The organism is Luteimonas sp. A537 (assembly GCF_054052065.1).
Genome location: NZ_JBSVRH010000005.1, coordinates 135,077 through 158,852 on the forward strand (window position 1 = coordinate 135,077; position 23,776 = coordinate 158,852).

The 23,776-nt window shown below is 70.0% G+C and carries 23 protein-coding genes and 1 pseudogene; 10 read left to right on the forward strand and 14 right to left on the reverse strand.

All coding sequences use genetic code 11. The features are described 5' to 3' along the window. Positions 1–22 precede the first annotated feature (22 nt). Positions 23–985, reverse strand: coding sequence for a LysR family transcriptional regulator (locus ACW7GZ_RS13830; protein ID WP_457004975.1), 963 nt, complete (start codon positions 983–985; stop codon positions 23–25). Between the two features lie 116 nt (positions 986–1,101). On the opposite strand from ACW7GZ_RS13830, the gene aceB reads away from it, so the two are divergent. Next, positions 1,102–2,718, forward strand: coding sequence for a malate synthase A (gene aceB, locus ACW7GZ_RS13835; protein WP_457009766.1), 1,617 nt, complete (start codon positions 1,102–1,104; stop codon positions 2,716–2,718). Between the two features lie 253 nt (positions 2,719–2,971). After that, the gene (gene aceA / locus ACW7GZ_RS13840; RefSeq protein ID WP_457004978.1) at positions 2,972–4,264 is read left to right on the forward strand and encodes an isocitrate lyase; all 1,293 of its coding nucleotides are present in this window, start codon (positions 2,972–2,974) and stop codon (positions 4,262–4,264) included. Positions 4,265–4,379: 115 nt separating this feature from the next. On the opposite strand, the gene ACW7GZ_RS13845 is transcribed toward aceA, so the two are convergent. From ACW7GZ_RS13845 to ubiK, 5 genes are all read right to left on the reverse strand, one after another. Continuing rightward, complete coding sequence (locus tag ACW7GZ_RS13845; RefSeq protein WP_457004980.1) at positions 4,380–4,790, reverse strand: hypothetical protein; 411 nt, start codon at positions 4,788–4,790, stop codon at positions 4,380–4,382. A 176-nt stretch (positions 4,791–4,966) separates the two neighbouring features. Then, positions 4,967–5,644, reverse strand: coding sequence for an RES family NAD+ phosphorylase (locus ACW7GZ_RS13850; RefSeq protein ID WP_457004982.1), 678 nt, complete (start codon positions 5,642–5,644; stop codon positions 4,967–4,969). Beyond that, complete coding sequence (locus ACW7GZ_RS13855; RefSeq protein WP_457009768.1) at positions 5,644–6,042, reverse strand: MbcA/ParS/Xre antitoxin family protein; 399 nt, start codon at positions 6,040–6,042, stop codon at positions 5,644–5,646. The genes ACW7GZ_RS13850 and ACW7GZ_RS13855 overlap by 1 nt, the downstream gene beginning before the upstream one ends. 75 nt (positions 6,043–6,117) lie before the next feature. Continuing rightward, positions 6,118–7,644, reverse strand: a complete 1,527-nt coding sequence (locus tag ACW7GZ_RS13860) for a YifB family Mg chelatase-like AAA ATPase (RefSeq protein ID WP_457009770.1) — start codon at positions 7,642–7,644, stop codon at positions 6,118–6,120. A 10-nt stretch (positions 7,645–7,654) separates the two neighbouring features. Then, on the reverse strand, positions 7,655–7,948 hold the full coding sequence (gene ubiK, locus ACW7GZ_RS13865; RefSeq protein ID WP_457004988.1) for a ubiquinone biosynthesis accessory factor UbiK: 294 nt from the start codon (positions 7,946–7,948) through the stop codon (positions 7,655–7,657). A gap of 143 nt (positions 7,949–8,091) precedes the next feature. On the opposite strand from ubiK, the gene ACW7GZ_RS13870 reads away from it, so the two are divergent. From ACW7GZ_RS13870 to yidD, 3 genes are all read left to right on the forward strand, one after another. Further along, positions 8,092–8,430: a P-II family nitrogen regulator gene (locus ACW7GZ_RS13870; protein ID WP_343254637.1), complete on the forward strand. Its 339-nt coding sequence runs from the start codon at positions 8,092–8,094 to the stop codon at positions 8,428–8,430. 72 nt (positions 8,431–8,502) lie between these two features. Further along, a complete protein-coding gene (locus tag ACW7GZ_RS13875; RefSeq protein WP_457009772.1) occupies positions 8,503–8,988 on the forward strand; it encodes a hypothetical protein in 486 nt (161 codons plus the stop codon). Then, complete coding sequence (gene yidD, locus ACW7GZ_RS13880; protein WP_457009774.1) at positions 8,936–9,322, forward strand: membrane protein insertion efficiency factor YidD; 387 nt, start codon at positions 8,936–8,938, stop codon at positions 9,320–9,322. Before ACW7GZ_RS13875 ends, yidD begins: the two co-directional genes overlap by 53 nt. On the opposite strand, the gene speE is transcribed toward yidD, so the two are convergent. Further along, positions 9,323–10,174 carry a polyamine aminopropyltransferase gene (speE, locus tag ACW7GZ_RS13885; RefSeq protein ID WP_457009776.1) on the reverse strand — a complete coding sequence of 284 codons (852 nt, stop codon included), beginning with the start codon at positions 10,172–10,174 and terminating at the stop codon, positions 9,323–9,325. 146 nt (positions 10,175–10,320) lie between these two features. Between speE and speA the strand changes: the two genes are divergently transcribed. Next, entirely contained in the window at positions 10,321–12,210 is a 1,890-nt protein-coding gene (speA, locus tag ACW7GZ_RS13890) for an arginine decarboxylase (protein WP_457004992.1), read from the forward strand. Between the two features lie 21 nt (positions 12,211–12,231). Here speA and ACW7GZ_RS13895 read toward each other — a convergent pair whose 3' ends face one another. The 5 genes from ACW7GZ_RS13895 to radC all read right to left on the reverse strand — a co-directional run bounded on the left by ACW7GZ_RS13895 (position 12,232) and on the right by radC (position 16,732). Continuing rightward, on the reverse strand, positions 12,232–12,687 hold the full coding sequence (locus ACW7GZ_RS13895) for a DMT family transporter (RefSeq protein ID WP_457004994.1): 456 nt from the start codon (positions 12,685–12,687) through the stop codon (positions 12,232–12,234). A gap of 67 nt (positions 12,688–12,754) precedes the next feature. Next, positions 12,755–13,510 (reverse strand): SDR family NAD(P)-dependent oxidoreductase, encoded by a 756-nt coding sequence (locus ACW7GZ_RS13900; protein WP_457004996.1) that lies wholly within the window; start codon positions 13,508–13,510, stop codon positions 12,755–12,757. Between the two features lie 2 nt (positions 13,511–13,512). Further along, positions 13,513–14,292, reverse strand: coding sequence for an SPOR domain-containing protein (locus ACW7GZ_RS13905; RefSeq protein ID WP_457004998.1), 780 nt, complete (start codon positions 14,290–14,292; stop codon positions 13,513–13,515). After that, positions 14,293–15,981 (reverse strand): arginine--tRNA ligase, encoded by a 1,689-nt coding sequence (gene argS, locus ACW7GZ_RS13910; RefSeq protein ID WP_457004999.1) that lies wholly within the window; start codon positions 15,979–15,981, stop codon positions 14,293–14,295. Positions 15,982–16,057: 76 nt separating this feature from the next. Continuing rightward, the gene (gene radC, locus ACW7GZ_RS13915; protein WP_457005001.1) at positions 16,058–16,732 is read right to left on the reverse strand and encodes a RadC family protein; all 675 of its coding nucleotides are present in this window, start codon (positions 16,730–16,732) and stop codon (positions 16,058–16,060) included. Positions 16,733–16,934: 202 nt separating this feature from the next. Between radC and coaBC the strand changes: the two are divergent. The 3 genes and pseudogenes from coaBC (at position 16,935) to ACW7GZ_RS13930 (ending at position 20,990) form a co-directional block, all read left to right on the forward strand. Then, positions 16,935–18,151, forward strand: a pseudogene (coaBC, locus tag ACW7GZ_RS13920) (bifunctional phosphopantothenoylcysteine decarboxylase/phosphopantothenate--cysteine ligase CoaBC). 47 nt (positions 18,152–18,198) lie between these two features. After that, positions 18,199–18,657, forward strand: coding sequence for a dUTP diphosphatase (gene dut / locus ACW7GZ_RS13925; RefSeq protein ID WP_457005002.1), 459 nt, complete (start codon positions 18,199–18,201; stop codon positions 18,655–18,657). Positions 18,658–18,674: 17 nt separating this feature from the next. Continuing rightward, entirely contained in the window at positions 18,675–20,990 is a 2,316-nt protein-coding gene (locus ACW7GZ_RS13930) for a phosphomannomutase/phosphoglucomutase (RefSeq protein ID WP_457009778.1), read from the forward strand. Between the two features lie 96 nt (positions 20,991–21,086). On the opposite strand, the gene ACW7GZ_RS13935 is transcribed toward ACW7GZ_RS13930, so the two are convergent. Together ACW7GZ_RS13935 and pyrE are read right to left on the reverse strand one after the other, a co-directional pair. Beyond that, positions 21,087–21,716, reverse strand: coding sequence for a hypothetical protein (locus ACW7GZ_RS13935; protein ID WP_457005006.1), 630 nt, complete (start codon positions 21,714–21,716; stop codon positions 21,087–21,089). Between the two features lie 26 nt (positions 21,717–21,742). Then, positions 21,743–22,405 (reverse strand): orotate phosphoribosyltransferase, encoded by a 663-nt coding sequence (gene pyrE / locus ACW7GZ_RS13940; RefSeq protein ID WP_457005008.1) that lies wholly within the window; start codon positions 22,403–22,405, stop codon positions 21,743–21,745. A gap of 128 nt (positions 22,406–22,533) precedes the next feature. Between pyrE and ACW7GZ_RS13945 the strand changes: the two genes are divergently transcribed. After that, positions 22,534–23,757: a cytochrome-c peroxidase gene (locus tag ACW7GZ_RS13945; RefSeq protein ID WP_457009780.1), complete on the forward strand. Its 1,224-nt coding sequence runs from the start codon at positions 22,534–22,536 to the stop codon at positions 23,755–23,757. The last annotated feature ends 19 nt before the right edge of the window (positions 23,758–23,776 follow it).

The following is a 23,776-nucleotide window of genomic DNA, read 5'->3' on the forward strand; positions in this document are numbered from 1 at the left end:
TCGCGCGGTGCGTGCCCTGCGCTCAGCGTTCGGAGTGCCCGCTGTCCTCGCGGCTGCGGCGCACGAACAGGTCGGGCCTGATCAGGTCCATGAAGGCGCGCGCCTGCGGCGACAGCACCTTGCCCTTGCGCACCAGCACGCCGTAGCTGCGCGCCGGGAACCAGGCGTCGAGCGGCCGGATGGCGAGGTGCCCGGCGTCGGCGTCGTCCAGGCAGATCGAGCTCACGATCGAGATGCCCAGGCCCATCGCCACGTACTGCTTGATCACTTCCCAGCCGCCGACCTCCAGCGACACCGTGTAGGGCACCCGCGCCTGCTGGAACACCAGGTCCACCAGGCGCCAGGTCACCTGGCGCTGCGGCGGCAGGATCAGGCCGTGCTTGGAGATGTCCTCGAGCGTCAGCCGCGGCGTGCGCGCCAGCGGGTGGTCGCGCGGGGTGATCAGCATCGGCTGGAATGAATACACCGGCACGTAGCTGAGGTCGGCGGGCACGTCGAGCATCGAGCCGACCACAAGCTCCACGGTGTCTGCGCGCAGCAGGTCGGTGCCGTCGGCGCTGATGGTGTTGTGCAGGCGCAGGCGGACCTCGGGGTGCTGCTCGCGGAAGGCGCCGACGATCCGCGGCAGCAGGTAGAGGATGGTCGAGCTGTTGGCGGCGATTTCCAGCTCGCCCGCATCCATGCCCGCCAGCGCGTGGCGAAAGGCCGCGGGCAGGGCGTCGATGCCTTCCACCAGCGGCCGCGCCAGTTCGTACAGCGCCTCGCCCGCCGGCGTCGGCAGCAGGCGGCGACCGTTGCGCTCCAGCAGCGGGGTGCCCATTTCGCGTTCGAGGGCCTGCAGCTGCTGGCTGACCGCGGGCTGGCTGACGTACAGGGCCTCGGCCGCGCGCGAGACCGAACCCAGCCGTGCGACCTGGCAGAAGGCCCGCAGCGGCTTCAGGCGGTCGCCCTTGTAGGCGAAACGGGGGGTGCGAACGGGTTCCAAGACCGCGCCAATCCTTTGGTATAAGCAGAACTTATCAATTGCATTGTCATATCTGTTTTGTCAAATAGTTCCCTTGCGGGGGATGGTGGCTGCCCGACCCCCTCGCCGGAGCCGACATGTCCGCAGCCCCCCATCTCACCGTCGCCGACGCCCGGCTCGCGCCCGGCGCGGCGGACGCGACCGACCTGCTCGACGACCGCGCCCTGGCCTTCCTGGCCGGCCTGCACCAGCGCTTCGAAGCACGTCGCCAGGCCTTGCTCGCGGCCCGCCGCGAGCGCCAGGCTTTCTTCGACGATGGCGGCCTGCCGGACTTCCGCGCCGACACCCGCGCCATCCGCGAGGGCGACTGGCGGGTGGCACCGCTGCCGGTGGCGCTGCTCGACCGCCGCGTCGAGATCACCGGCCCGGTGGATCCGAAGATGGTCATCAACGCGCTCAATTCCGGCGCCAGCTGCTACATGGCCGATTTCGAGGACTCGACCGCGCCGACCTGGGACGCCCTGTTGGCCGGGCAGCGTTCGCTGCGCGAGGCGGTGGCCGGGACGCTGGCCTTCGACGCCGCCAATGGCAAGTCCTACCGGATGAAGCCCGAGGCCGGGCGCGCCGTGCTGATCGTGCGCCCGCGCGGCTGGCACCTGACCGAGAAGCACCTGCTGGTGGATGGTGCGCGCATCAGCGCCAGCCTGTTCGACGCGGGGCTCTTTTGCCTCGACAACGGCGCCGCGCTGGTGGCGAAGGATCGCGGGCCGTACCTCTACCTGCCCAAGCTGCAGTCGATGGAAGAGGCCGCACTGTGGAGCGACGTGCTGGCGCACATCGAGCAGGTGCTGGGCCTGCCCGAGGGCTGCATCAAGGTCACCGTGCTGGTCGAGACGCTGCCGGCGGTGTTCGAGATGGACGAGATCCTGCACGCCCTGCGCGGCCGCATCGCCGGCCTCAACTGCGGACGCTGGGACTACATCTTTTCGTACATCAAGACCTTTCGCGCGCACCGTGACCGTGTGCTTCCCGAGCGTGGCCAGGTGGGCATGACCCAGCCTTTCCTGAAGGCGTATTCCGAGCTGCTGGTGCGCACCTGCCACCGCCGCGGCGCGCACGCGATGGGCGGCATGGCGGCGCAGATCCCGATTTCCGGCGACCCGGAGGCGAACGAGGCCGCGCTGGCGCGCGTGCGCGCGGACAAGGAGCGCGAAGCCGCGGCTGGGCACGACGGCACCTGGGTCGCGCATCCGGCGCTGGTGCCGATCGCGAAGGACATCTTCGACGCGGCGATGCCGGGGCCGAACCAGCACGCCGTGGCGCGCAACGACGTCGTCGCCGATCGCAATGTCCTGATCGAACCCTCGCGCGGCACCATCACCCGCGCCGGCTTCGAGGGCAACGTCGAAGTCTGCGTGCGCTACCTGGCCGCCTGGCTCGACGGCACCGGCTGCGTGCCGATCAACTGGCTGATGGAGGATGCCGCCACCGCCGAGATTGCCCGCGCCCAGCTCTGGCAGTGGCTGCATGCCACCGACCGCGGCGGCGAACCGCTGTGCCTGGACGACGGCACCGAGATCGACGATTGCCTGTTCGAGCGCGCGCTGCTGAACCTGCCCTCGCGCCTGGCTGCACAGGGGCCGATGCCGGGTGCCGACCGCGTTGTCGAGGCCATCGCGATGCTGGAAGCGCTGACGCGCAGCGCGGAGCTGGAGGAATTCCTGACCATCCCGGCGTACGAACGCCTCGCATGACGCCGGGTCGCAGCAAGAACCAATCACCACCCTGTGGGAGCGGCTATAGCCGCGATCAGATTCCCGACAAGGCCATCACCAGTCACCTCTGTAGGAGCGGCTATAGCCGCGACCGAGTTCCCGACAAGATCATTCGCGGCCATGGCCGCTCCCACAGGAAGCAACTCTCATAGGAAGCCGCTCCCACAGAAGGCTTTTTACCGCGGCTTCGGCCGCCCCTCACTGAAGACAGGTTCACCGGAGGACTCCCCACATGAGCACGACGCTGCAGACCGCCGAACAGATCAACCAGGAATGGACCACCAGCCCGCGATGGGCCGGCATCACCCGCAACTACACCGCCGAGGACGTGGTGCGCCTGCGCGGCACCGTGCACGTCGAGCATTCGCTCGCCCGCCTCGGCGCCGGGAAGCTCTGGACTTCGCTGCACGAGCGCGACTATGTCAACGCGCTGGGCGCGCTCACCGGCAACCAGGCCATGCAGCAGGTCAAGGCCGGCCTGAAGGCGATCTACCTGTCCGGCTGGCAGGTCGCGGCCGACGCCAACCTCGCCGGCCAGATGTATCCCGACCAGTCGCTGTACCCCGCCGACTCCGTACCCTCGGTGGTCAAGCGGATCAACAACGCGCTGCTGCGCGCCGACCAGCTACACCACGCCGAGGGCGATGACTCCATCGACTTCCTGCAGCCGATCGTGGCTGATGCCGAGGCCGGTTTCGGCGGCGTGCTCAACGCCTTCGAGCTGATGAAGGCGATGATCGAGGCCGGCGCCGCCGGCGTGCATTTCGAAGACCAGCTGGCCAGCGCCAAGAAGTGCGGCCACATGGGTGGCAAGGTGCTGGTGCCAACGCGCGAAGCGGTGGAGAAGCTCAACGCCGCGCGTCTGGCCGCCGATGTCTGCGGCGTGCCGACCCTGATCGTCGCGCGCACCGATGCCGAGGCGGCCGACCTGCTGACCAGCGACGTCGACGACAATGATCGTCCGTTCACCACCGGCGAGCGCACCGTCGAAGGCTTCTACAAGACCCGCAACGGCCTCGACCAGGCGATCAGCCGCGGCCTGGCCTACGCGCCCTACGCGGACCTCGTGTGGTGCGAGACCGGCAAGCCCGACCTCGGCTTCGCGCGCGCGTTTGCCGAAGCCATCCACGAGAAGTATCCCGGCAAGATGCTGGCCTACAACTGCTCGCCAAGCTTCAACTGGAAGAAGAACCTGGACGACGCGACGATCGCGAAATTCCAGGACGAGATCGCGGGCTATGGCTACAGATTCCAGTTCATCACGCTCGCCGGCTTCCACGCGCTGAACTACTCGATGTTCAACCTGGCCCACGGGTATGCGCGCAAGCAGATGAGCGCGTTCGTGGAGCTGCAGGAGGCGGAGTTCGCGGCGGCCGACAAGGGCTTCACCGCGGTGAAGCACCAGCGCGAGGTGGGTACGGGTTACTTCGACGCGGTGACGCAGGCGATCCAGCAGGGGCAGTCCTCGACGACGGCGCTGACTGGGTCGACGGAGGAAGAGCAGTTCCAGGCGGCCGTCGCCTGACCCGGCCGCCATCAAGACCGGCCCCTGCCCCCGCAAGGCGGGGGCAGGAGCCCGAACAAGCATCAGCAAGCTGTTCGCCGAATTCGCTGGCAAAACTCCTGGCAGCACCGACGGGCTAGGGTTCCATTTCCCGTTCCATGGATTGGCAGCCTTCTGGCGGGCGCTCCGGTCTTTCCCGGGCAAGAATGGCAACGAGGTTATACAGGTCGCTCGATTGCTGTCGGTCCAAGGCGACCGTCGGTTTCACCGGATCCGGCCCGCGCACTGGAAGGGTCACCACGTACTCGCGCTCCAAGGTCAGAGCGGCATCCTCGCCTGTCGCCAGCTGCAGGATGTCCTGCCTTTCCCCGGTCAGGTGGCGCACCTGGATCGCTCCGGACTGGCGTGGCACATGCAGGTTGTAATCGGTGACCTCCGGCCGGTTGCAGCAGCCGCCGTTCCTGACCCACCTCACCCGATCTATCCGCGCGCCACCGTCAAGGAAGAAGTAATAGTGGCGACCTGCTGAATCCTCGGCTTCGGCCACGCAGTGCGACCATGGGGTCGCTGCCTGTACGGGACCAGCGGCCAGTCCGAGCACTGCAGCCGTGAGCAAGGGTCGGTACATGCCAGGCGCTCCCTGCCTGTTCTGAGAGCGCCGAGCGTATCAGGTGCTTCAAAGGGCTCGAGGAGAAGCAAGCGCGTTCTGGATGAAGAGGTGTGTCAGAACGGGACCATTCTTGCTTCGGTGACGTGCGAGATCTTTGCGCCGTCCCAGTGGTACTGCAGGTGCGGTCCCTGCCGCACCGGCTTCAACATGTCCGGATAGAAGGCTGCCAGGCAGGTCCCGCCCGGGGCGCGCACGCTGTCATAGACGATGCCGTTGCTGCCGCCTTCCCGCAATTCCACGGCGAAGCGTTGGCTGGCCACGTAGCTGTCGGGGTCGTGCAGTTCCGGATGGCCGCGGCGGATGTCGTGGAAGCGGCCGTCGACGTCGCCCAGGTAGCAGCGCATGTCGAGCACGCAGGCGGGTTCGCGGGTGGCGGCGAGGAAGCGCGCCTTGTGGAACACGGTTTCGGCCACCGCGGTCTGCTGTTCGCGCGCGCAGTAGTAGACGCCGAACCAGCCCGGGGTGAAGCGCGAACCCTCCGGATTGAGGTGGGTAAACGAGGCCATGATCGGCGTGGTGCCGGGACCGGCGATGCGCCGCTTCGGCGGCACCAGTTCGATCGCGCCCAGTTCCTCGCGAATGCGCGGGTTGGTCATCGACTCCAGCTCGATCAGCGCGGGGATGTCGGCGGGCTCGGCGACGGCGTCGAACACGCCCACCGGTGGGAAGCGGCTGGACACCACCCGGTAGGCCGGCCGGATGCGTACCCGGGCGGTGGCCGGCACCTGCATCAGACCCAACCCCGTTGGGCGTCGAGGTACTGGCGCACGATGAACAGGTCCGCGACCTGGCCGCCGAGCATGCGCTCCAGCGCGGAGCGGCCGCCGAACAGCGGCGCAGTATTGCCGCGGCTGATCCACTCATCGGCCTGGCGGTCGCTGCTGAAGAGGATGTGCAGCGCTTTATAGATGCCCAGCACGTAGCTGATGCGCTCCAGCACGTCGTGCGGAAGCTGGCCGGAGAAGTCGCGCTTCCAGCGGTAGAACGTGGAGCGGCCGGGGCTGCCCAGGAGCAGGCGTTCCTGTTCGTTGCCCAGGCCCCAGCGGGCGGTGATGTTGAAGAAGGCGCGAAGCGCGGGCGCGGCCAGGTCGCGGCGGTCGAGGGCTTCGGTGATGCGGGGATGGTTCATGTCGCGTGTCCTCCAAGGGACTCGGCATGGATTATAGTCCCAATAGGGACTTACCGCAAACAGGTCCACCCCGTATCAGGCTGCCAGCGGCTGTCCCCGGGGATCGATGCCCCGATAACCCAGCGCTTCGGCAAGATGCGCGCTGCCGATGGGTTCGCTGCCCGCAAGATCCGCAATCGTGCGCGCCACCCGCAGGATCCGGTGCATGGCCCGGGCGGAGAGCTGCAGGCTGTCGATCGCGCGCTCGAGCAGGGCCTGGTCGTCGGGGGCCAGGCGACAGTGCGTAGCGGTACCAGACTGGTCCAGGTGGGCATTGAGTACGCCGGCGCGCTCGAGCTGCACGGTGCGGGCGGCGACTACGCGCTCGCGCACGGCGGCGCTGGATTCACCGGGCGGCGCGTCCGGCCGGAGCTCGGCGGACGATACGCGCGGCACGTCGACGTGCAGGTCGATGCGGTCGAGCAGCGGCCCCGATACCCGCATGCGATAGCGTTGCACCGCGTCGACGCCGCATTGGCAGCGGCCGGAGGCATCGCCGGCCCAGCCGCAGGGACATGGGTTCATCGCGGCGACGAGCTGGAAGCGCGCGGGGAACTCGCTCTGCCGCGCTGCGCGGGAAACGGTGACCGTGCCGGATTCCAGCGGCTGGCGCAGCACTTCCAGCGCGTGGCGGCTCCACTCGGGGAGTTCGTCGAGGAACAGGATGCCGTTGTGGGCCAGCGAGATCTCCCCCGGGCGCGGCTCACTGCCGCCGCCGGCCAGGGCGACCGCGCTTGCGGTGTGGTGCGGAGCGCGGAACGGACGCTGCAGCCAGCGTGCCGGATCGATGCCGCGGCCGCTGACCGAGGCGATGGCCGCGGTCTCCAGCGCTTCGGCTTCGCTGGCTTCGGGAAGGATGCCGGCCAGCCGGGACGCGAGCAGGGTCTTGCCGCAGCCGGGGCTGCCGGTCAACAGCAGGTGGTGCCCGCCGGCCGCGGCGATCTCGAGCGCGCGGCGCGCGCGGAGCTGGCCGCGCACGTCGGCAAGGTCGGGGATGCCCGCAGCCGGCCCCGTGGCGGCCGGTCCAGCCTCGGCCTTTGGCAGCGACCGCTGTCCTGCCAGGTGCGCGCAGACCTCCGACAGCGTGCGCGCAACGCGTACGTCGACGCCGCGCGCCAGGGCGGCTTCGGCGCCGTTCGCAGCCGGCACCACCAGCACGCGGCCCGCCTCGCCGCAGGCCAGGGCGGCCGGCAGCACGCCGTCGACCGCGCGCAGCTCGCCGGTGAGGCCCAGCTCGCCCAGGAACTCGTGGCCGGCCAGTGCGGTACGTGGCAGCTGTCCGCTGGCGGCGAGGATTCCGAGCGCGATCGGCAGGTCGAAGCGGCCGCCCCCCTTGGGCAGGTCGGCCGGGGCCAGGTTGACCGTCGTGACCCGCGGCGGGAACTCGAACTGCGCGCAGCGGATCGCGGCGCGCACGCGATCCTTGGACTCGCGCACCGCGGCTTCGGGCAGCCCGACCATCGACATCCGCGGCAGGCCGCCGCTCATGTAGACCTCGACCGTGACTTCCGGCGCGCGCACGCCGGCACGTGCACGGCCGTGCACGATCGCAAGCCCCGGCATGGCGGAGGCCCTAGTGCGGTTGCTGCGGCGCGGGCGGCATGGACTGCGCCGCACCGCCGGCGGCCAGCCGGGCCTCCAGCTGCGCCACCTGTACTTCCAGTGCTTCCAGCTTCTCGCGCGTGCGCAGCAGAACCGCGCGCTGGACGTCGAACTCCTCGCGGGTCACCAGGTCCAGGCGCGAAAGCCCGGCCTGGAGCACGGATTTGAAGTTCTCCTGCAGTTCCTCGCGGCCCTCGCGCAGGCCCGGGGGCACCAGGCTGCTGAGGCGGCGGGCAAGGTCGTCGATATGGCCGAGGTCGATCATGGGGATGTCCTTCCGGAGTTGGCAGCAGTCTGGCCCGGGCGTGGGCCCGATGCCATCGGCCGGGCGCGTGCCGGCATGTGGGAAAAGCCCGTCCAGCGCCCGGGCCGCGGTATCCTGAGCGCTCTGCAAGCGGAGGCCGCGTGATGAAGATGATCATGGCGATCATCAAGCCGTTCAAGCTCGACGACGTGCGCGAAGCGCTGTCGGAAGCCGGCGTGGCCGGAATCACCGTGACCGAGGTGAAGGGTTTCGGCCGCCAGAAGGGTCACACCGAGCTCTATCGCGGCGCCGAGTACGTGATCGACTTCCTGCCCAAGATCAAGCTCGAGGTCGCGGTCACCGACGACCAGGCGGAGCTGGTCACCGAGGCCATCCTCAAGGCCGCCTCGACCGGCAAGATCGGCGACGGCAAGGTTTTCGTCTACAACCTCGAACGCGCGGTGCGCATCCGCACCGGCGAACTGGACGCGGACGCGCTGTAAGTGGCGGCTGCAGCACCGTTGCGCACTTCGAGGTATCGAAGCTAAGCTTTCAGAACACTTCCGGGGGGGCGGATGATGCGACTCATTGCGGCTGTTTTTGTATTTTTCGTTGCCTGGGTCCTGATCAGTATCGTGTTCAGGTTTGTGGGCTTATGGGGCATGGGGTTGTTTGCGGGATTGCTCGCGGTAATTCCGGCATGGCTGGTCTATCGCAGGGTGGGCGAGGGGGCTGCCAAGGGCGGCGTGCCTGCCGTGGCCAGCAGCAACAGCAGCGGTAGCGCTGCAACCTTTTCCTGGAAGGGGGTCGATGTCTACCAGGACCAGGGCTTCTTCACTTACCGCGGGCGCGAGTACCAGATCGCCAACGTCACGAGAACCAGTTACGAGACCTCGGGCCGGCACGGTTGCATGGGTGGCACGCACTACAAGGTGCACATCCACATGAAAGACATGCAGATGCCGCGCGTAACGATTGGCGCAGGCAACGTCACTGCGGGTGGCAACGATGACACCGAACGCAACTACGAGCGCCTCGGCATCGCGCTTGGCTGCCATTGACGCGATCGGGAGAACATTGATCGTTTCGGGGATTCACCTGTATCGCCGATGGTTGAGAAGCCGGTTGCGCAGGAAGTGCCTGTTTGACACCAGCTGCTCCGAGTTTGTCCTGAGAGCTGCGCGCACCGACGGCACTCTGCCGGCACTCAAGGCATTCGCAGTCCGGTTCAGGACCTGCCGCGGTGACTATTCGATCGCCAGCGTGCACGGCGTACCGCACGCGCTGTCACGATGCGGGTCGTGCCTGCCGCTGCATGAGCTGGCGCCTGCAGTCCGGGAGGAAGTCGAGCTTGCCTATTCGGAAGCCCGCGATGCGTCGTCGGCCAATTGTTGATCAGGAATCCAGTGCTTCCGCCACGAACGGCGGCAGCACCTGCGCCGCCTTGTGGATGTCGGCGCTGTAGTACTTCGTCGCGAATGACTTCGCGCGCGCATCGTCTCCGCGGAAGTCAAACCCGCGACCGCCCTTGCGCGCCAGCGTGCAGCTCCACCAGCCGGTGGGATAGCAGGGCTGCGGAAAGGGCAGGGTCTGGAAGCTGTCGAAGCCGGCCTTGCCCATTTCGGCGCGGATGTCCTTGATCAGGTCCAGCAGCACCAGCGGCGATTCCGACTGCTGCACCAGGATGCCGTCGTCCTTCAGCGCGCGGAAGCAGCTGTCGAAGAAAGCCTGGTTGAACAGGCCGGTGGCCGGGCCGACCGGATCGGTGGCGTCCACGATCACAACGTCCAGGCTGCCCGGCGCGCAGTTGGCCATGTACGCGATGCCGTCGTCGAACAGGATCTCGGCGCGCGGGTCGCCGTTGGACTCGCACAGCTCGGGGAAATACTTCTCCGCCATGCGCGTGACCTGCTCGTCGATGTCGCACTGCACCGCGCGCTCCACGCCCGGGTGACGCAGCACCTCGCGCAGGGTGCCGCAGTCGCCGCCGCCGATGACCACGACGTTCTTCGGGGCCGGATGGGTGAACAGCGCCGGGTGCGACATCATCTCGTGGTAGAGGAAGTTGTCGCGCGTGGTCACCATCATCGCGCCGTCGATCAGCATGACGTTGCCCCAGTCGGTCGACGCGAAGATCTCGATCTTCTGGAACGGCGACTGCACCTCGTCGAGCTTGCCGGTGATGCGGTAGCCGATGGCGGAGCCGGAAGGGTCGAAGTTCTCGTAGAGCCAGTTGGGGGCGGTCATCGGGGGGCGTCCATGTAGCAGGGGCGAAGGCCGCGGATTGTAGCGGACCGCCCGTGGCCGATCGTGCATGCAGGCGTGCCGGTCACGGGCCATGGCCGTGCGAAGGCTAGAATGCGCGCCTCACCCCACGGCTCCGGATTGCGCACATGACCGCATGGTCCATCGACCAGGCCCGCAAGACCTACTCGATCCCGCACTGGTCCTCGGGCTATTTCGACGTCGACGACGCCGGCCGCGTCGTGGTCCGCCCGCGCGGCGCCGGCGGGCCGGCGATCGCGCTGCCGGAGGTGGTCGATCGCGCGCTCGAGCAGGGCGCCAACCTGCCGATGCTGGTGCGCTTCCCCGACGTGCTCGGCGACCGCCTGGGCGCGCTGCAGGCGGCGTTCGCGCAGGCGCAGGCCGACTGGGACTACGAAGGCGGCTACACCGCGGTCTATCCGATCAAGGTCAACCAGCACCAGGGCGTTGCCGGCACCCTGGCATCGCATGCCGGTGAAGGCTTCGGCCTGGAAGCCGGCAGCAAGCCGGAGCTGATGGCGGTGCTGGCGCTGTCGCGGCCGGGTGGCCTGGTGGTCTGCAACGGATACAAGGACCGCGAATACATCCGCCTGGCGCTGATCGGGCGCAAGCTCGGCATGAACGTCTTCATCGTGGTCGAAAAGCCCTCCGAGCTGCGCCTGGTCATGGAGGAATCGAAGGCGCTGGGCGTGGCGCCGGTGCTCGGCGTGCGCATGCGCCTGGCGACGCTGGGTGCGGGCAAGTGGCAGAACTCCGGCGGCGACAAGGCCAAGTTCGGCCTCAGCCCGCGGCAGCTGCTGGACCTGTGGAAGTCGCTGCGCGACGCGGGCATGGGCGGCGCGCTGAAGCTGCTGCACTTCCACATGGGTTCGCAGATCTCCAACGTGCGCGACATCGCGCGCGGCATGCGCGAGGCCACGCGCTACTTCGTCGAGCTGTCGCAGCTGGGCGCGGACATCGATTACGTCGACGTCGGCGGCGGCCTGGGCATCGACTACGAGGGCACGCGTTCGCGCAGCTACAACTCGGTCAACTACGGCATGGCGCAGTACGCGTCGAACATCGTGCAGCCGCTGGCCGACGCCTGCGTCGCCGCCGGCCTGCGCCAGCCGCGCATCGTGACCGAGTGCGGCCGCGCGATGACCGCGCACCACGCCGTGCTGGTGGCCAACGTGTCCGAAGTCGAGGCCGCGCCGGAGGGCCGCGTTCCGGATATGCACGATGACGAGCCTGCGGTGATCCGCCACCTGCGCGAGATCCACGCCGAGCTCGAGTCGCGCCCGGCGGTGGAGCTGTTCCACGAGGCCCAGCACCACCACGCCGAAGGCCTGAGCCTGTACGCGCTCGGCCAGCTTGACCTCGTGCACCGCGCGCGCATCGACGACCTGTTCTACGCCATCGCGCACGCGGTCAAGGCGCGCCTGACCTATGACGAGAAGAGCCACCGACCGCTGCTCGACGAGCTCAACGAGCGCCTGGTCGACAAGTACTTCGTCAACTTCAGCGTGTTCGAATCGATGCCCGACGTCTGGGCCATCGACCAGGTGTTCCCGATCGTGCCCATCGAACGCCTGGACGAGGCGCCCACGCGCCGCGGCACCATCGCCGACCTGACCTGCGACTCCGACGGCAAGATCGACACCTACGTCCAGAACGAGGACCTCGACAGCTCGATGCCGCTGCATCCGCTGCGCCCGGGCGAGAACTACCGCCTCGGCTTTTTCCTGGTCGGCGCCTACCAGGAGATCCTGGGCGACATCCACAACCTGTTCGGCGACACCGACGTCATCGCGGTCAAGGCCGACGGCGAGGGCTATGCCATCGCCCGGCAGCGCCGCGGCGACACCACCGACGTGATGCTCGACTACGTGGGCTACGCTCTGGACGAGCTTCGCGCGGAGTACGACGCCAAGGTCGCTGCCGCGCAACTGCCGGCCGCCGAGTCGGCGAGCCTGCGCGAAGCGCTTGAGGCCGGCCTGACCGGCTACACCTATCTGGACGACGCCCCGCTGGAATGACGCGGACCCGGGTAAGCGGTCTCAGGCCGGCGCCTTCCACGGCGCCGCCACCAGCAGTACGCCCAGCAACACCAGCACGGCGCCGGCGATCCGCGGCCAGTCCGCCGGCCGTTGCGCCTGCAGCACGCCGAAGTGGTCCAGCAGCAGCGAGGCCACCACCTGGCCGAATACCGCCAGGCAGATCGCCGCCGCCGCGCCCACGCGCGGGATCAGCAGGGTGAACACCGCGACGTAGACCGCGCCGAGCACGCCGCCGATCCAGATCCATGCCGGGAAGCGCGCATCGGGCGCCGCGCCCCAGGGCGTGCGCGACGCCAGCAGCCAGCTGCCCAGCACCACGCTGCCGACCAGGAACGAGACGAAGGCCGCCATCACCGGCCCGTGCAGCGCCGTGGCCAGGCGCGCGTTGACCAGTCCCTGCAGCGGCAACACCGCGCCGATGGCGACGATCGCGAGCATCGCCAGCCACGCGTTCACGGCGTGCGCTCCGTGGTGCCCGCGCCGCGGCGGCGTTCCGCGTATCCCGGCCATGGCCGGCGCGGGCTCACGCGTGCGGATCCCGGTGGATCTGCAGCCCGGCCAGCGACTGGCTCACCGGCATCACTTCCAGGCGGTTGATGTTGAGGTGCGGCGGCAGGTTGGCGATCCACCAGGTGGACTCGGCGATGTCGGCTGCGGTGATCGGCGCGGTGCCGGCGTACAGCGCGTCGGATGCCGACTGGTCGCCGCCGGTGCGCACCAGGGTGAACTCGGTCTCCGCCAGCCCCGGTTCCAGCACGCTCACGCGCACGCCGGTGCCGTGCAGGTCCGAGCGCAGGTTGAGCGAGAACTGGTCGACGAAGGCCTTGGTCGCGCCGTAGACGTTGCCGCCCGGGTACGGATACACGCCCGCGATCGAGCCGATGTTGACGATGGCGCCGCGGCGCTCGATGAGCGTCGGCAGCAGCCGGTGGGTGATGGCGACCAGGGCGGTGACGTTGGTGTCGATCATCTGCCGCCACTGCGCCAGGTCGCTGGCCTGCGCGGGCGCGGTGCCGAGCGCGAGGCCGGCGTTGTTGACCAGCAGGTCGAGGTTGCGGAAGCCGTCGGGGATCGCATCCATCGCGGCGGCCATGGCGTCGGCGTCGCGGATGTCGAAGCAGGCGGTGTGGACGCGGTCGCGGCCGAGGCGTTCGGCCAGGGCGTCGAGGCGCTCCTGGCGACGGCCGGTGGCGACGGCGCGCCAGCCAGAGGACACGAAGCGCTCGACGATCGCGGCGCCGAAGCCGGCGGTGGCGCCGGTGACAAGCAGGGCCTTCATGGTCAGCGCGCGCGGATCGCCAAGGCCTCGAGGCCGCCGTTGCCGAGCTTCTGCTTGGCTTCGGCCAGCTCCGACGCGGTGCCATAAGGCCCCATGCGCACGCGGTGCATGGCGCGGCCGTCGATCTCGGCGGTCTCTACGCGGGCCACCAGCCCGAGCATCGCGATGCGCGCCTTGAGCGCCTCGGCGTCGCTGTTGCTGGCAAAGGAGCCGGCCTGGAGGATGTAGCGGGCGCCGTCGGCGGCCGGCGCGCCCGCCGCGGCAGGCGGGCGCGCCGTGGCCGCCGGAACCTGCGCTGCCGATGGCGCCGGACTGGGCGTGGCGGCATCGGCAAGGTCCGCGGCGTCCGCGCTGCGCTCCTGCTGCCGGGCCGCCCGCTCGCGGGCGAGCAGTTCGTCCTGGCGCGCCTGTTCCGCGCGCGCGCTGGCGGCGAGTTCGGCGTCGGTCATGGCCACTTCCTGGCCCGGAAGCAGGTCGTAGAACTCGTAGCGGGTCTCGGGCGCCGCGGACTCGTCGGCGGCGTCGGCAGCCGGTCGCGGCCGCGCGGGCGCATCCTCGGCGACGCTGTCGCCGGCCTCGGGACTGGCCACGGCGGGTCGCGCGTCCGGATTCGGGGTCGGGCGGAAGAAGCTCGATTCGCCGTCCGACTTCAGCAGCCGCGGCGCCACCAGCACCACGACCACCGTGAGCAGGATGCCGATGACCATCCACGCCCAGCCGGGCAGCGGTGCGCTGCTGCCGCTGTTGCGACGGGCCTGGGACTTGCCGCGCTTGACTGCCACTTACATCGCCTCCGGGGCCTGCACGCCCAATACGTCGAGTCCGTTCGCCAGCACTTGGCGGGTCGCGAGCGCGAGCGCCAGGCGGGCGTCGCGGACGTCCTTGTCATCCACCAGGAACTGGTGGTCGTTGTAATACGACTGGAACGCCTGTGCCAGCTCAAGCAGGTACTGCGCCACCAGGTGCGGCTCAAGCAGCTGCCCGGCCGCGGCCAGGAGCTCCGGCCAGCGGCTGATCGAGGTGACCAGCTCGAGCGTGGCGGGGCTGTCGAGATCCAGCGGCTGCGCCAGCCCGTTGTCGAGGTCGAAGGCCAGGCCGCGCTCGTCCACCTGCCGCATCAGGCCGCAGATGCGCGCGTGCGAGAGCTGCACGTAGTACACCGGGTTGTCGAGCGACTGGCTGCGCGCCAGGTCGATGTCGAACACCAGCTGCGAGTCGGGCTTGCGCGCCACCAGGAACCAGCGGGTGGCGTCGCGGCCGGCCTCGTCGATCAGGTCGCGCAGGGTCAGGTAGCTGCCGGCGCGCTTGGAGAGCTTCACTTCCTCGCCGCCGCGCATCACCGTGACCATCTGGTGCAGCACGTATTCGGGATAGCCCTGCGGGATGCCGGCGTCGAGCGCCTGCAGGCCGGCCTTCACCCGCGCCAGCGACCCATGGTGGTCGGCGCCGAGCTCGGTGATGGCGCGCTCATAGCCGCGCTGCCACTTGCCGAGGTGGTAGGCGACGTCGGGCACGAAGTAGGTGTAGCTGCCGTCGGACTTGCGCATCACGCGGTCCTTGTCGTCACCGAAGGTGGTGCTGCGCAGCCACAGTGCGCCGCCTTCCTCGTACGTGTGGCCGGCGGCGACCAGTGCGGCCACGGTCTCCTCGACCTTGCCGTCGGCGTACAGCGACGACTCGAGGAAGTACACGTCGAAGTCGACGCCGAACGCGGCCAGGTCGCCGTGCTGCTCCTTGCGCAGCCAGGCCACGGCGAAGCGGCGGATGGCGTCGAAGTCGTCGGCATCGCCGTTGCCGCTGACCACCTGGCCCTCGACGTCGACGCTGGCGCCGTCCAGGAACGCGCGCGCGACGTCGGCGATGTAGTCGCCGCGGTAACCGGCTTCGGGCCAGCCGGCGTCGTCGGGGCGGATGCCCCTGGCGCGGGCCTGCACGGAATGCGCCAGGTTCTCGATCTGCACGCCGGCGTCGTTGTAGTAGTACTCGCGCTTCACGCTCCAGCCGTTGGCATCGAGCACGCGTGCGATGCAGTCGCCGATCACCGCCGCGCGGCCATGGCCGACGTGCAGCGGGCCGGTGGGGTTGGCGGAGACGTACTCAACGCCCGCCACGCGGCCCGCGCCGCTGGCATTGCGACCGTAGGCGGCTCCCTGCACATGGACTTCGCGCAGCTGGCGCTGCCAGGCGCCGGGGGACAGCCGGAAGTTCAGGAAGCCGGGGCCGGCGATCTCGACCGCGGCGATGTCGCCGCCAGTGGGGATGGCTTCGGCCAGCGCCTGCGCGATCGCGCGCGGGTTGCTGCGCGCGGGCTTGGCCAGCAGCATCGCGGCGTTGCTGGAGAAGTCGCCGTGCGCGCGGTCCTTGGGCCGCTCGATCACGAAGTCGGGCGTGGCCAGGTCGGCGGGCAGGGTGCCCTGGTCGCGAAGGGTGGCGATGCCCTGTTCAACCAGGGCCTTGAGCGTGGATTTCACTGGGATTCGCAGCGGGAACGTACGGCCTTACATTGTACGCGAGGGGCCCGCGCCGGCAGGCCCGCGGCTGAAGCGCCTAGACCCAGCCCCGGGCCGCCAGCGAGACCGGCGCGCCGTCGCCGATCACGAAATGATCCAGCAGGCGCACGTCGACCAGGCGCAGGGCCTGCTTGAGCTGGGCGGTGACCGCGCGGTCGGCGGCGCTGGGTTCGCTGCTGCCGCTGGGGTGGTTGTGGCCGACGATGACCGCGGCCGCGTTGTGGCCCAGCGCCCGGCGCACCACTTCGCGCGGATGCACTTCGGCGCCGTCCACGGTGCCGCGGAACAGCTCTTCGAACGCCAGTGCGCGATGCCGGGTGTCGAGGAACAGGGCGGCGAAGACCTCGCTGGGATACCCGCGCAGGCGCCGGGCGAAGTAGCGGCCCGCGGCATGCGGATCGGTCAGCGCCTCGCCGCGCTCCAGCCCAGCGGCCATGTGGCGGCTGGCAAGCTCCAGCGCGGCGGCGAGCTGGCAGGCGCTGGCGGGGCCCAGGCCGGGCAGCTTGACCAGTTCCGGGCCCGGGAGGTCCAGCAGGCGCCGCAGTGGGCCGTGCCCGGCGAGCAGCCTGCGTGCAGTGGCGACGGCATCCAGGCCACGCACGCCGGACCCCAGGAACAGTGCCAGCAGCTCTGCGTCCGAAAGCACCGCGGCGCCGCGTGCAAGGAGCTTCTCGCGCGGGCGTTCGCCGCTGGGCCAGTCGCGGATGTGCATGGGCGTTGCTCCAGGGAGGGTGGTCGTCGGCCGCCGGCGCATCGCGACAGGGGTGGGCCGCATGGCTGGTGGAGCGGGGGGCCTGCACCGGCTGCCGACGTGGATCCATTGCACGCGATACGGCCTCGCGCCGCCGCCGGCGCGCCACGGGGGTTCGGGTAAGCTGTCCGACCGTTCCCGGGTCAGGACACTCCGAACGCCCATGGCCAAGGTCGACAGCCAGCTTGAAGGCGAGCGCATCCTGCTGTGCGTGTGCGGCGGCATCGCCGCGTACAAGTCCGCCGACCTGGTGCGCCGCCTGCAGGACGCAGGTGCGCAGGTGCGGGTGGCGATGACTGAAAGCGCTACGCACTTCGTTGGCGCCACCACCTTCCAGGCGCTTTCCGGCGAGGCCGTTCGCACGTCGCTGTGGGACCCGGCAGCCGAAGCCGCGATGGGCCATATCGAACTTGCGCGCTGGGCCACGCGCGTGCTGGTGGCGCCAGCCACGGCCAATACGCTGGCCAAGCTCGCGCACGGACTCGCCGACAACCTCGTCACCACTCTGTGCCTGGCCACCACCGCGCCGCTGGCCCTGGCGCCGGCGATGAACCACCGCATGTGGCTGCACCCGGCCACGGTGGCCAACATGGCCCTGCTGCGCGAGCGCGGCGCCATGGTAATGGACCCGGTCGATGGCCCGCTTGCCGAGGGCGAGTCCGGCCCCGGGCGTATGGCCGAACCGCTCGACATCGTCGCTGCGCTGGCGGCCACGAAGGCATGAGTCGAAACCCGCTCGCCGGCCTGCGCGTGGTGGTCAGCGCGGGGCCGACCTACGAGGACATCGACCCGGTGCGCTTCATCGGCAACCGCAGCAGCGGCAAGACCGGCTTCGCGATCGCCGCCGCGGCAGCGCGCCGCGGCGCGGACGTGGTGCTGGTGGCCGGCCCGGTCGCGCTGGCCACGCCCGGAGGCGTGACGCGTATCGACGTGCGCTCGGCCGCGCAGATGCACGACGCCGTGCTCGCCGCGCTGCCGGCCGACATCTACATCGCCGCCGCCGCGGTCGCTGACTTCACTCCGGCCGCCGTGGCCGAAGGCAAGATCAAGAAGCAGCCCGGTGAAGACGGCCTGGTGCTGACGCTGGTGCGCACCGCCGACATCCTTGCCGACGTCGCGTCGCACGCGCTGCGCCCGCGGCTGGTTGTCGGCTTCGCGGCCGAGACCGGCGACCTTGAAGACAATGCCCGCGGCAAGCTGCAACGAAAGCGCGTGGACCTGATCGCCGCCAACCGCGTCGGCGTCGCCGGCAGCGGCTTCGAGTCGGATGACAACACCCTCCACGTCTTCAGCGCCGACGGCGTGCAGGTGCTCGGCCCGGCGCCCAAGACCGGACTCGCCGACGCGCTGCTCGACATCGTCGCCGCGCGCCTGGCCTGAATCCGCACACTCCGCGCGCCACGGCGCTTACAAGGACGCATCACGCCATGCAGCACACCCTGGACCTGAAGATCCTTGACCCGCGCATCGGCGCTGAATGGCCGCTGCCGGCGCACGCCACCGAAGGCAGCGCGGGGATGGACCTGCGCGCGGCGATCGACGCGCCGCTCGAACTCGCCGGCGGCGACACCGCGCTGGTGCCCAGCGGCATCGCCATCCACATCGGCGATCCCGGCTTGTGCGCGATGGTGCTGCCGCGTTCGGGCCTCGGCCATCGCCATGGCCTGGTGCTGGGCAACGGCACCGGCCTGATCGACGCCGACTACCAGGGACCGCTGATGGTCAGCCTCTGGAACCGCTCGCGCGAGGCCTATTTGGTGCAGCCCGGTGACCGCATCGCGCAGCTGGTGCTGGTGCCGGTGGTGCGCGCGGGGCTGCGGGTGGTGGATACTTTTGAACAGAGCGCGCGGGGCACGGGTGGATTTGGCCATACGGGCACGCGCTGAAAGGGGGCGACACAGGCATGGATCTCAAGGTTTCCAACAAGGCCCGGCAAGCCGTGGCGCAGGCGCGGCCCTTGCTGCTGCTATTGGCCGGGCTCGTGGTGGTGCTGGCGCTGTGGCTGGCGTGGACGGGCTGGCGACAGATGCAGGACCAGGCGCGCCGCGACTCGCTTGCCGTCAACCGCGACGCCTTGGCGCAGTCGGTCGCGCGCTCGCTGCAAACCGAACTCGAGCGCCTCGAGGAACGCCTGGCTTCGCTGCCCGTGCGCGATGCGCTGGCGGCCGGCGACTTCGCCGCGGCGGCCGAGGCCCTTGGCCGCGACTGGCCGAACCTCGACCACGCCGTGATCCAGGACATCACATTGGCCGATGCCTACGAGGCGATCGCCGATGCCGGCTACGGCCGGATCCTCGTGGCCGAAGCCGCGATCGCCGAGGGCAAGCCGGTGCTGTGGGTGGTGCGCGACGGTGGCGCGCCGATGCTGGCCCTGGCCGGGTCTGCGCGGGTGGACGGCGAGCCGGTGGGCGTGGCCTACGTGCGCCTGCCGCTGGTCCGCGCGAGCGCCAGCCTCGCCGCCGTGGACGTGCCGGGCTCGACCTACCTCGCGCTCCGCCAGGGCGGCTTCACGCTTGCCGAGCGCGGCGACGCCAAATACGCCGAATCCGCGGAACGCATGGCGGTGCCGGTCGCCGGCAGCGGGATCCGCGTCGCCGCCGGCCTGCCGGCGCGCCCGCAGGCGCTGTTCGGCCTGGCCGCGGCGCCGTCGTTCGTGGTCGCCGGCGTGCTGCTGCTGCTCGGCTACCTGCTCGCACGGCTGCCTTCGCTGCTTGGCAGGCCGGAGGATGAAGACGCGGGCGATGCACCCACGCTCGAACAGGCGCTCGAGCTGGGGCCGATTGCCGATGGCAGTGCCGTTCCGGCAGCGCCGGTGCGTGAAACGGCGTCGGCGGCGGTGGCGATCGACCCCGGCATCTTCCGCGCCTACGACATCCGAGGCATCGTCGGCCAGACGCTGGACGTCGGCGTCGCCGAACTGATCGGGCATGCCATCGGCTCGCTGATGCACGAGCAGGGGCTGAAGGACATCGTGATCGGCCGCGACGGCCGCCTGTCCGGTCCCGACATGGTCGCCGGGCTCACCGCGGGCCTGCGCAAGGCCGGTCGCGACGTCATCGACATCGGCATGGTGCCGACGCCGGTGGTGTACTTCGGCGCCTATCACCTGCGCACCGGCTGCTGCGTGTCGGTGACCGGCAGCCACAACCCGCCCGACTACAACGGCTTCAAGATCGTGGTCGGCGGCGAGACGCTGGCCGGTGACGCGGTCACCGACCTGTACGCGCGCATCGCCGAGGACCGGCTGCACACCGCGCCCGCGCCCGGCGGCGTCACCGAGCGCGATATCGCCGATGACTACGTCGAACGCATCGCCTCCGACGTCCAGATCGACCGCCCGCTGAAGGTGGTGGTGGACGCCGGCAACGGCGTCGCCGGCGAGATCGGCCCGCGCGTGCTCGAAGCCATCGGCGCCACGGTCGAACCCTTGTTCTGCGAGATCGACGGCACCTTCCCCAACCATCATCCGGACCCGAGCGACCCGGACAACCTGGTCGACCTGGTCAACATGGTGGAGCGCTTCGACGCCGACCTGGGCATCGCCTTCGACGGCGACGGCGATCGCCTGGGCGTGGTCACGAAGAACGGCGAGAACATCTTCGCCGACCGCCTGCTGATGCTGTTTTCCGCCGACGTGCTGGAGCGCAACCCGGGCGCGGTGATCGTGTACGACGTGAAGTGCACCGGCCGCCTGCAGGGCCACATCCTGCGCCACGGCGGCAGTCCCCTGATGTGGAAGACCGGGCACTCGCTGATCAAGGCGAAGATGCGCGAGACCGAAGCGGAGCTGGCCGGCGAGATGAGCGGACACTTCTTCTTCGGCGAGCGCTGGTATGGCTTCGACGACGGCATCTACGCTGCCGCGCGCCTGCTCGAGATCCTGGCCTCGCGCACGGAGTCGCCCGGCGAGGTGCTGTCGGCGCTGCCGGCCGGCATCGCCACCCCGGAGATCAAGGTCGATGCCCCCGGCGGCAACCCGCATGCCTTCGTCGAGCGCTTCGTGGCACAGGCGAAGTTCGAGGGCGGCGCGCGTCCGTCGACCATCGACGGCCTGCGCGTGGATTTCCCCGATGGTTGGGGCCTGGTCCGCGCCTCCAACACCACGCCGGTGCTGGTGCTGCGCTTCGACGCCGACAGCGAAGAGGCGCTGGATCGGATCCGCGGCGAGTTCAGGGAGCAGCTGCTCGCGATCGACCCGGAGCTGCCGTTGCCCTTCTAGCCTGTCGTCAGTTGGGGCGCCGCCATGGCGGCGATCGCGGCCATGGCCGCTCCCACAGGTGCAGGGGCGGCGACACAGGTGCCAGGGGCAGCCTTGCTAGCCGCCCTTCATCGCGCGGTAGCGTTCGAGGGCACCGTCCAGGTCGCTCCCCAGCGATGCGCGATCGACCAGCTGCCGCTCCATGATCGCCTGTTGCCGCAGCAGGTCGCCGTGCTGTGACCGGACACCATCGGCCAGGGCCTTGCCCACCGGTTGTTCCAGCAGCTCGCGCTCCGCCGCCTGGCGCAGCAGCGACAGCAGGCTCTGGCGCAGGTTGGCGATGCTGAGCTCGGAGGTCTTCAGCGACTCATCCACCAGCAGGATGCGTTCGCTATAGGCGCGGCGCAGGTCGTTCTCGGTGGCATAGGACTCGACCATGGCCAGGTCGCGGCGGTGGCGTTCGGCTTCGGCCATCTCGGCCTCGGCGGCGGCGCGGGCGTCGGCGGCGGCGGCGGTGCGCTCATCGCCGGTCAGTGCACGCGGCACTTCCCCGGTGCGGTTGCCGCTTGCGGCGCTGATCTCGGTGCGGGCGCGATCCAGGGCGCTGGCCGGCACGGTGTCGCCGCAGACCTGGACCCCGCCTTCGTCCCAGCAGTAGAGCTTCTTGTTGGCGGGCGCCTTTTGCGCCACGGCCGCCAGCGGCAGCGTGGCCAGCGCGATGCCGGCTATCCAGTTCATGGTCTTCATGGTGTCCGTCCCCCCGGTCGGCCGCGTCAGCCCGCCGCGCTGCCATAGCGCGTGCGGTAGGCGAACAGGCGCTCGCGCTCGTCCGACAGTGTCGCGTTTTCGCCGGTGAACGCAAGCAGGTCGCCGAGGCTGGCGATCGCCACCACCGGCACGCCCTCGTTCGCGGCTACCAGCGCCGCGGCCGAGCGGCGGTCGGCGGAATCGCCGTCCAGCACTTCCTCGCGGTCGAGCGCGATCGCAACGCCGGCGGGCGTGCCGCCGCCGTCGCGGATCAGCGCCAGCGCCTCGCGCACGGCCGTGCCCGCGGTGAGCACGTCATCGACCACCAGCACGCGGCGGCCGGCCAGCGGCGCGCCGACCAGGTTGCCGCCTTCGCCATGCGCCTTGGCTTCCTTGCGGTTGTAGGCCAGCGGCAGGTCGCGGCCGCGGCGTGCGTATTCGCAGGCCAGCGCGGTCGCCAGCGGAATGCCCTTGTAGGCGGGGCCGAACAACAGGTCGAAATCGAGGCCGGTGGCGTCGATGGCGTCGGCATAGCAGGCCGCGAGCGCCGCCAGCGTTGCACCGGAGGCGAAGCGGCCGGCGTTGAAAAAGTAGGGACTGGTGCGGCCGGACTTCAGCGTGAACTCGCCGAAGCGCAGCGCTTCGGCCGCCAGTGCCAGCTGCAGGAACCGGGAGCGGTGATCGGACATGGCGTGTGCAGGCGGCCGCGGCGGGGTGGCCATGTTAGCAACCCGCCGGGGTTGACCTCCGTCAACGCCCCTCCGCGGTCGTTGACCTATGGTTGACCGTGATGATGGCCTGGATGCGGAGACGCGTGATGCACGTTCGGACGAAGCTTGCAGTGTCGGTTGCCATGGCGCTGGTGGTGGCCACGGGATGCGGACAGACCGGTGGCGACGGGGTGGATGCGGGCGTGGCCGGAGCCGCCACGGCCGACGTGGCCGCCGCTGATGCCGCGGCCCCGGCCGGAACCGCGGCCGAACCTGCCGGCGCGGCGGCGGCGGGCGGCGTGCCGGGCACGGCTGAGACCGCGAACGCGGCGGAGCCGGCGGTGGCCGATGCCGATGGCGATCCGCTGCGGGCCATGGCCGCCGCCATGTTCGGCACCATCCCGGCCAGCGTCGACGAACTCCGCGGCAAGCCGCTGGTCGCCGGGCAGGTCGAGCTGGGCCGCATGCTGTGGTTCGAGCCGCGGCTTTCACAGAGCCACCTGATCACCTGCAATACCTGCCACAGCCTTGGCACCGGCGGCGCCGACAACGTGCCGGTCTCGATCGGGCACGGCTGGCAGAAGGGCCCGCGCAATTCGCCGACCATGCTCAACGCCGTGTTCAACGCCGCCCAGTTCTGGGACGGCCGCGCCGCGGACCTGGCCGAACAGGCCAAGGGGCCGGTGCAGGCGAGCGTGGAGATGAACAGCACGCCCGAGCTCGTGGTCCGGACCCTGCAGAGCATTCCCGAATACGTGGATCGGTTCGGCGAAGCCTTCCCCGGCGAGCGCCCGGTGAGCTTCGACAACATGGCGCTGGCGCTGGAGGCGTTCGAGGCCACCCTGGTGACGCCGGACGCACGCTTCGATCGCTGGGTCCTGGGCGACGACAGCGCGATCGACGCCACCGAGCGCCGTGGCCTGGAGCTGTTCGTCAACAGCGGCTGCGCGTCCTGCCACAACGGCCGCAACTTCGGCGGCCAGACCTACTTCCCCTTTGGCGTGATCGAGCGCCCGGGCGCGGAGATCCTGCCCGAGGGCGACAAGGGCCGGTTCACGGTCACCAATACCGCGACCGACGAATACGTGTTCCGCGCCTCGCCGCTGCGCAACGTCGAGCTGACCGCGCCCTATTTCCACAGCGGCCAGGTCTGGAACCTGGAGCAGGCGGTGGCGATCATGGGCACGGCGCAGCTGGGCCGCGAGCTCGACGAGGAGGAGTCCGGCGCCATCGCCGCCTTCCTGCGCACGCTGACCGGGCGCCAGCCGGTGGTGGAGTACCCGGTCCTGCCGCCGAGCACGCCGGATACGCCCAAGCCGGTCGCGATGTAACCGGTCGCGATGTAACGCG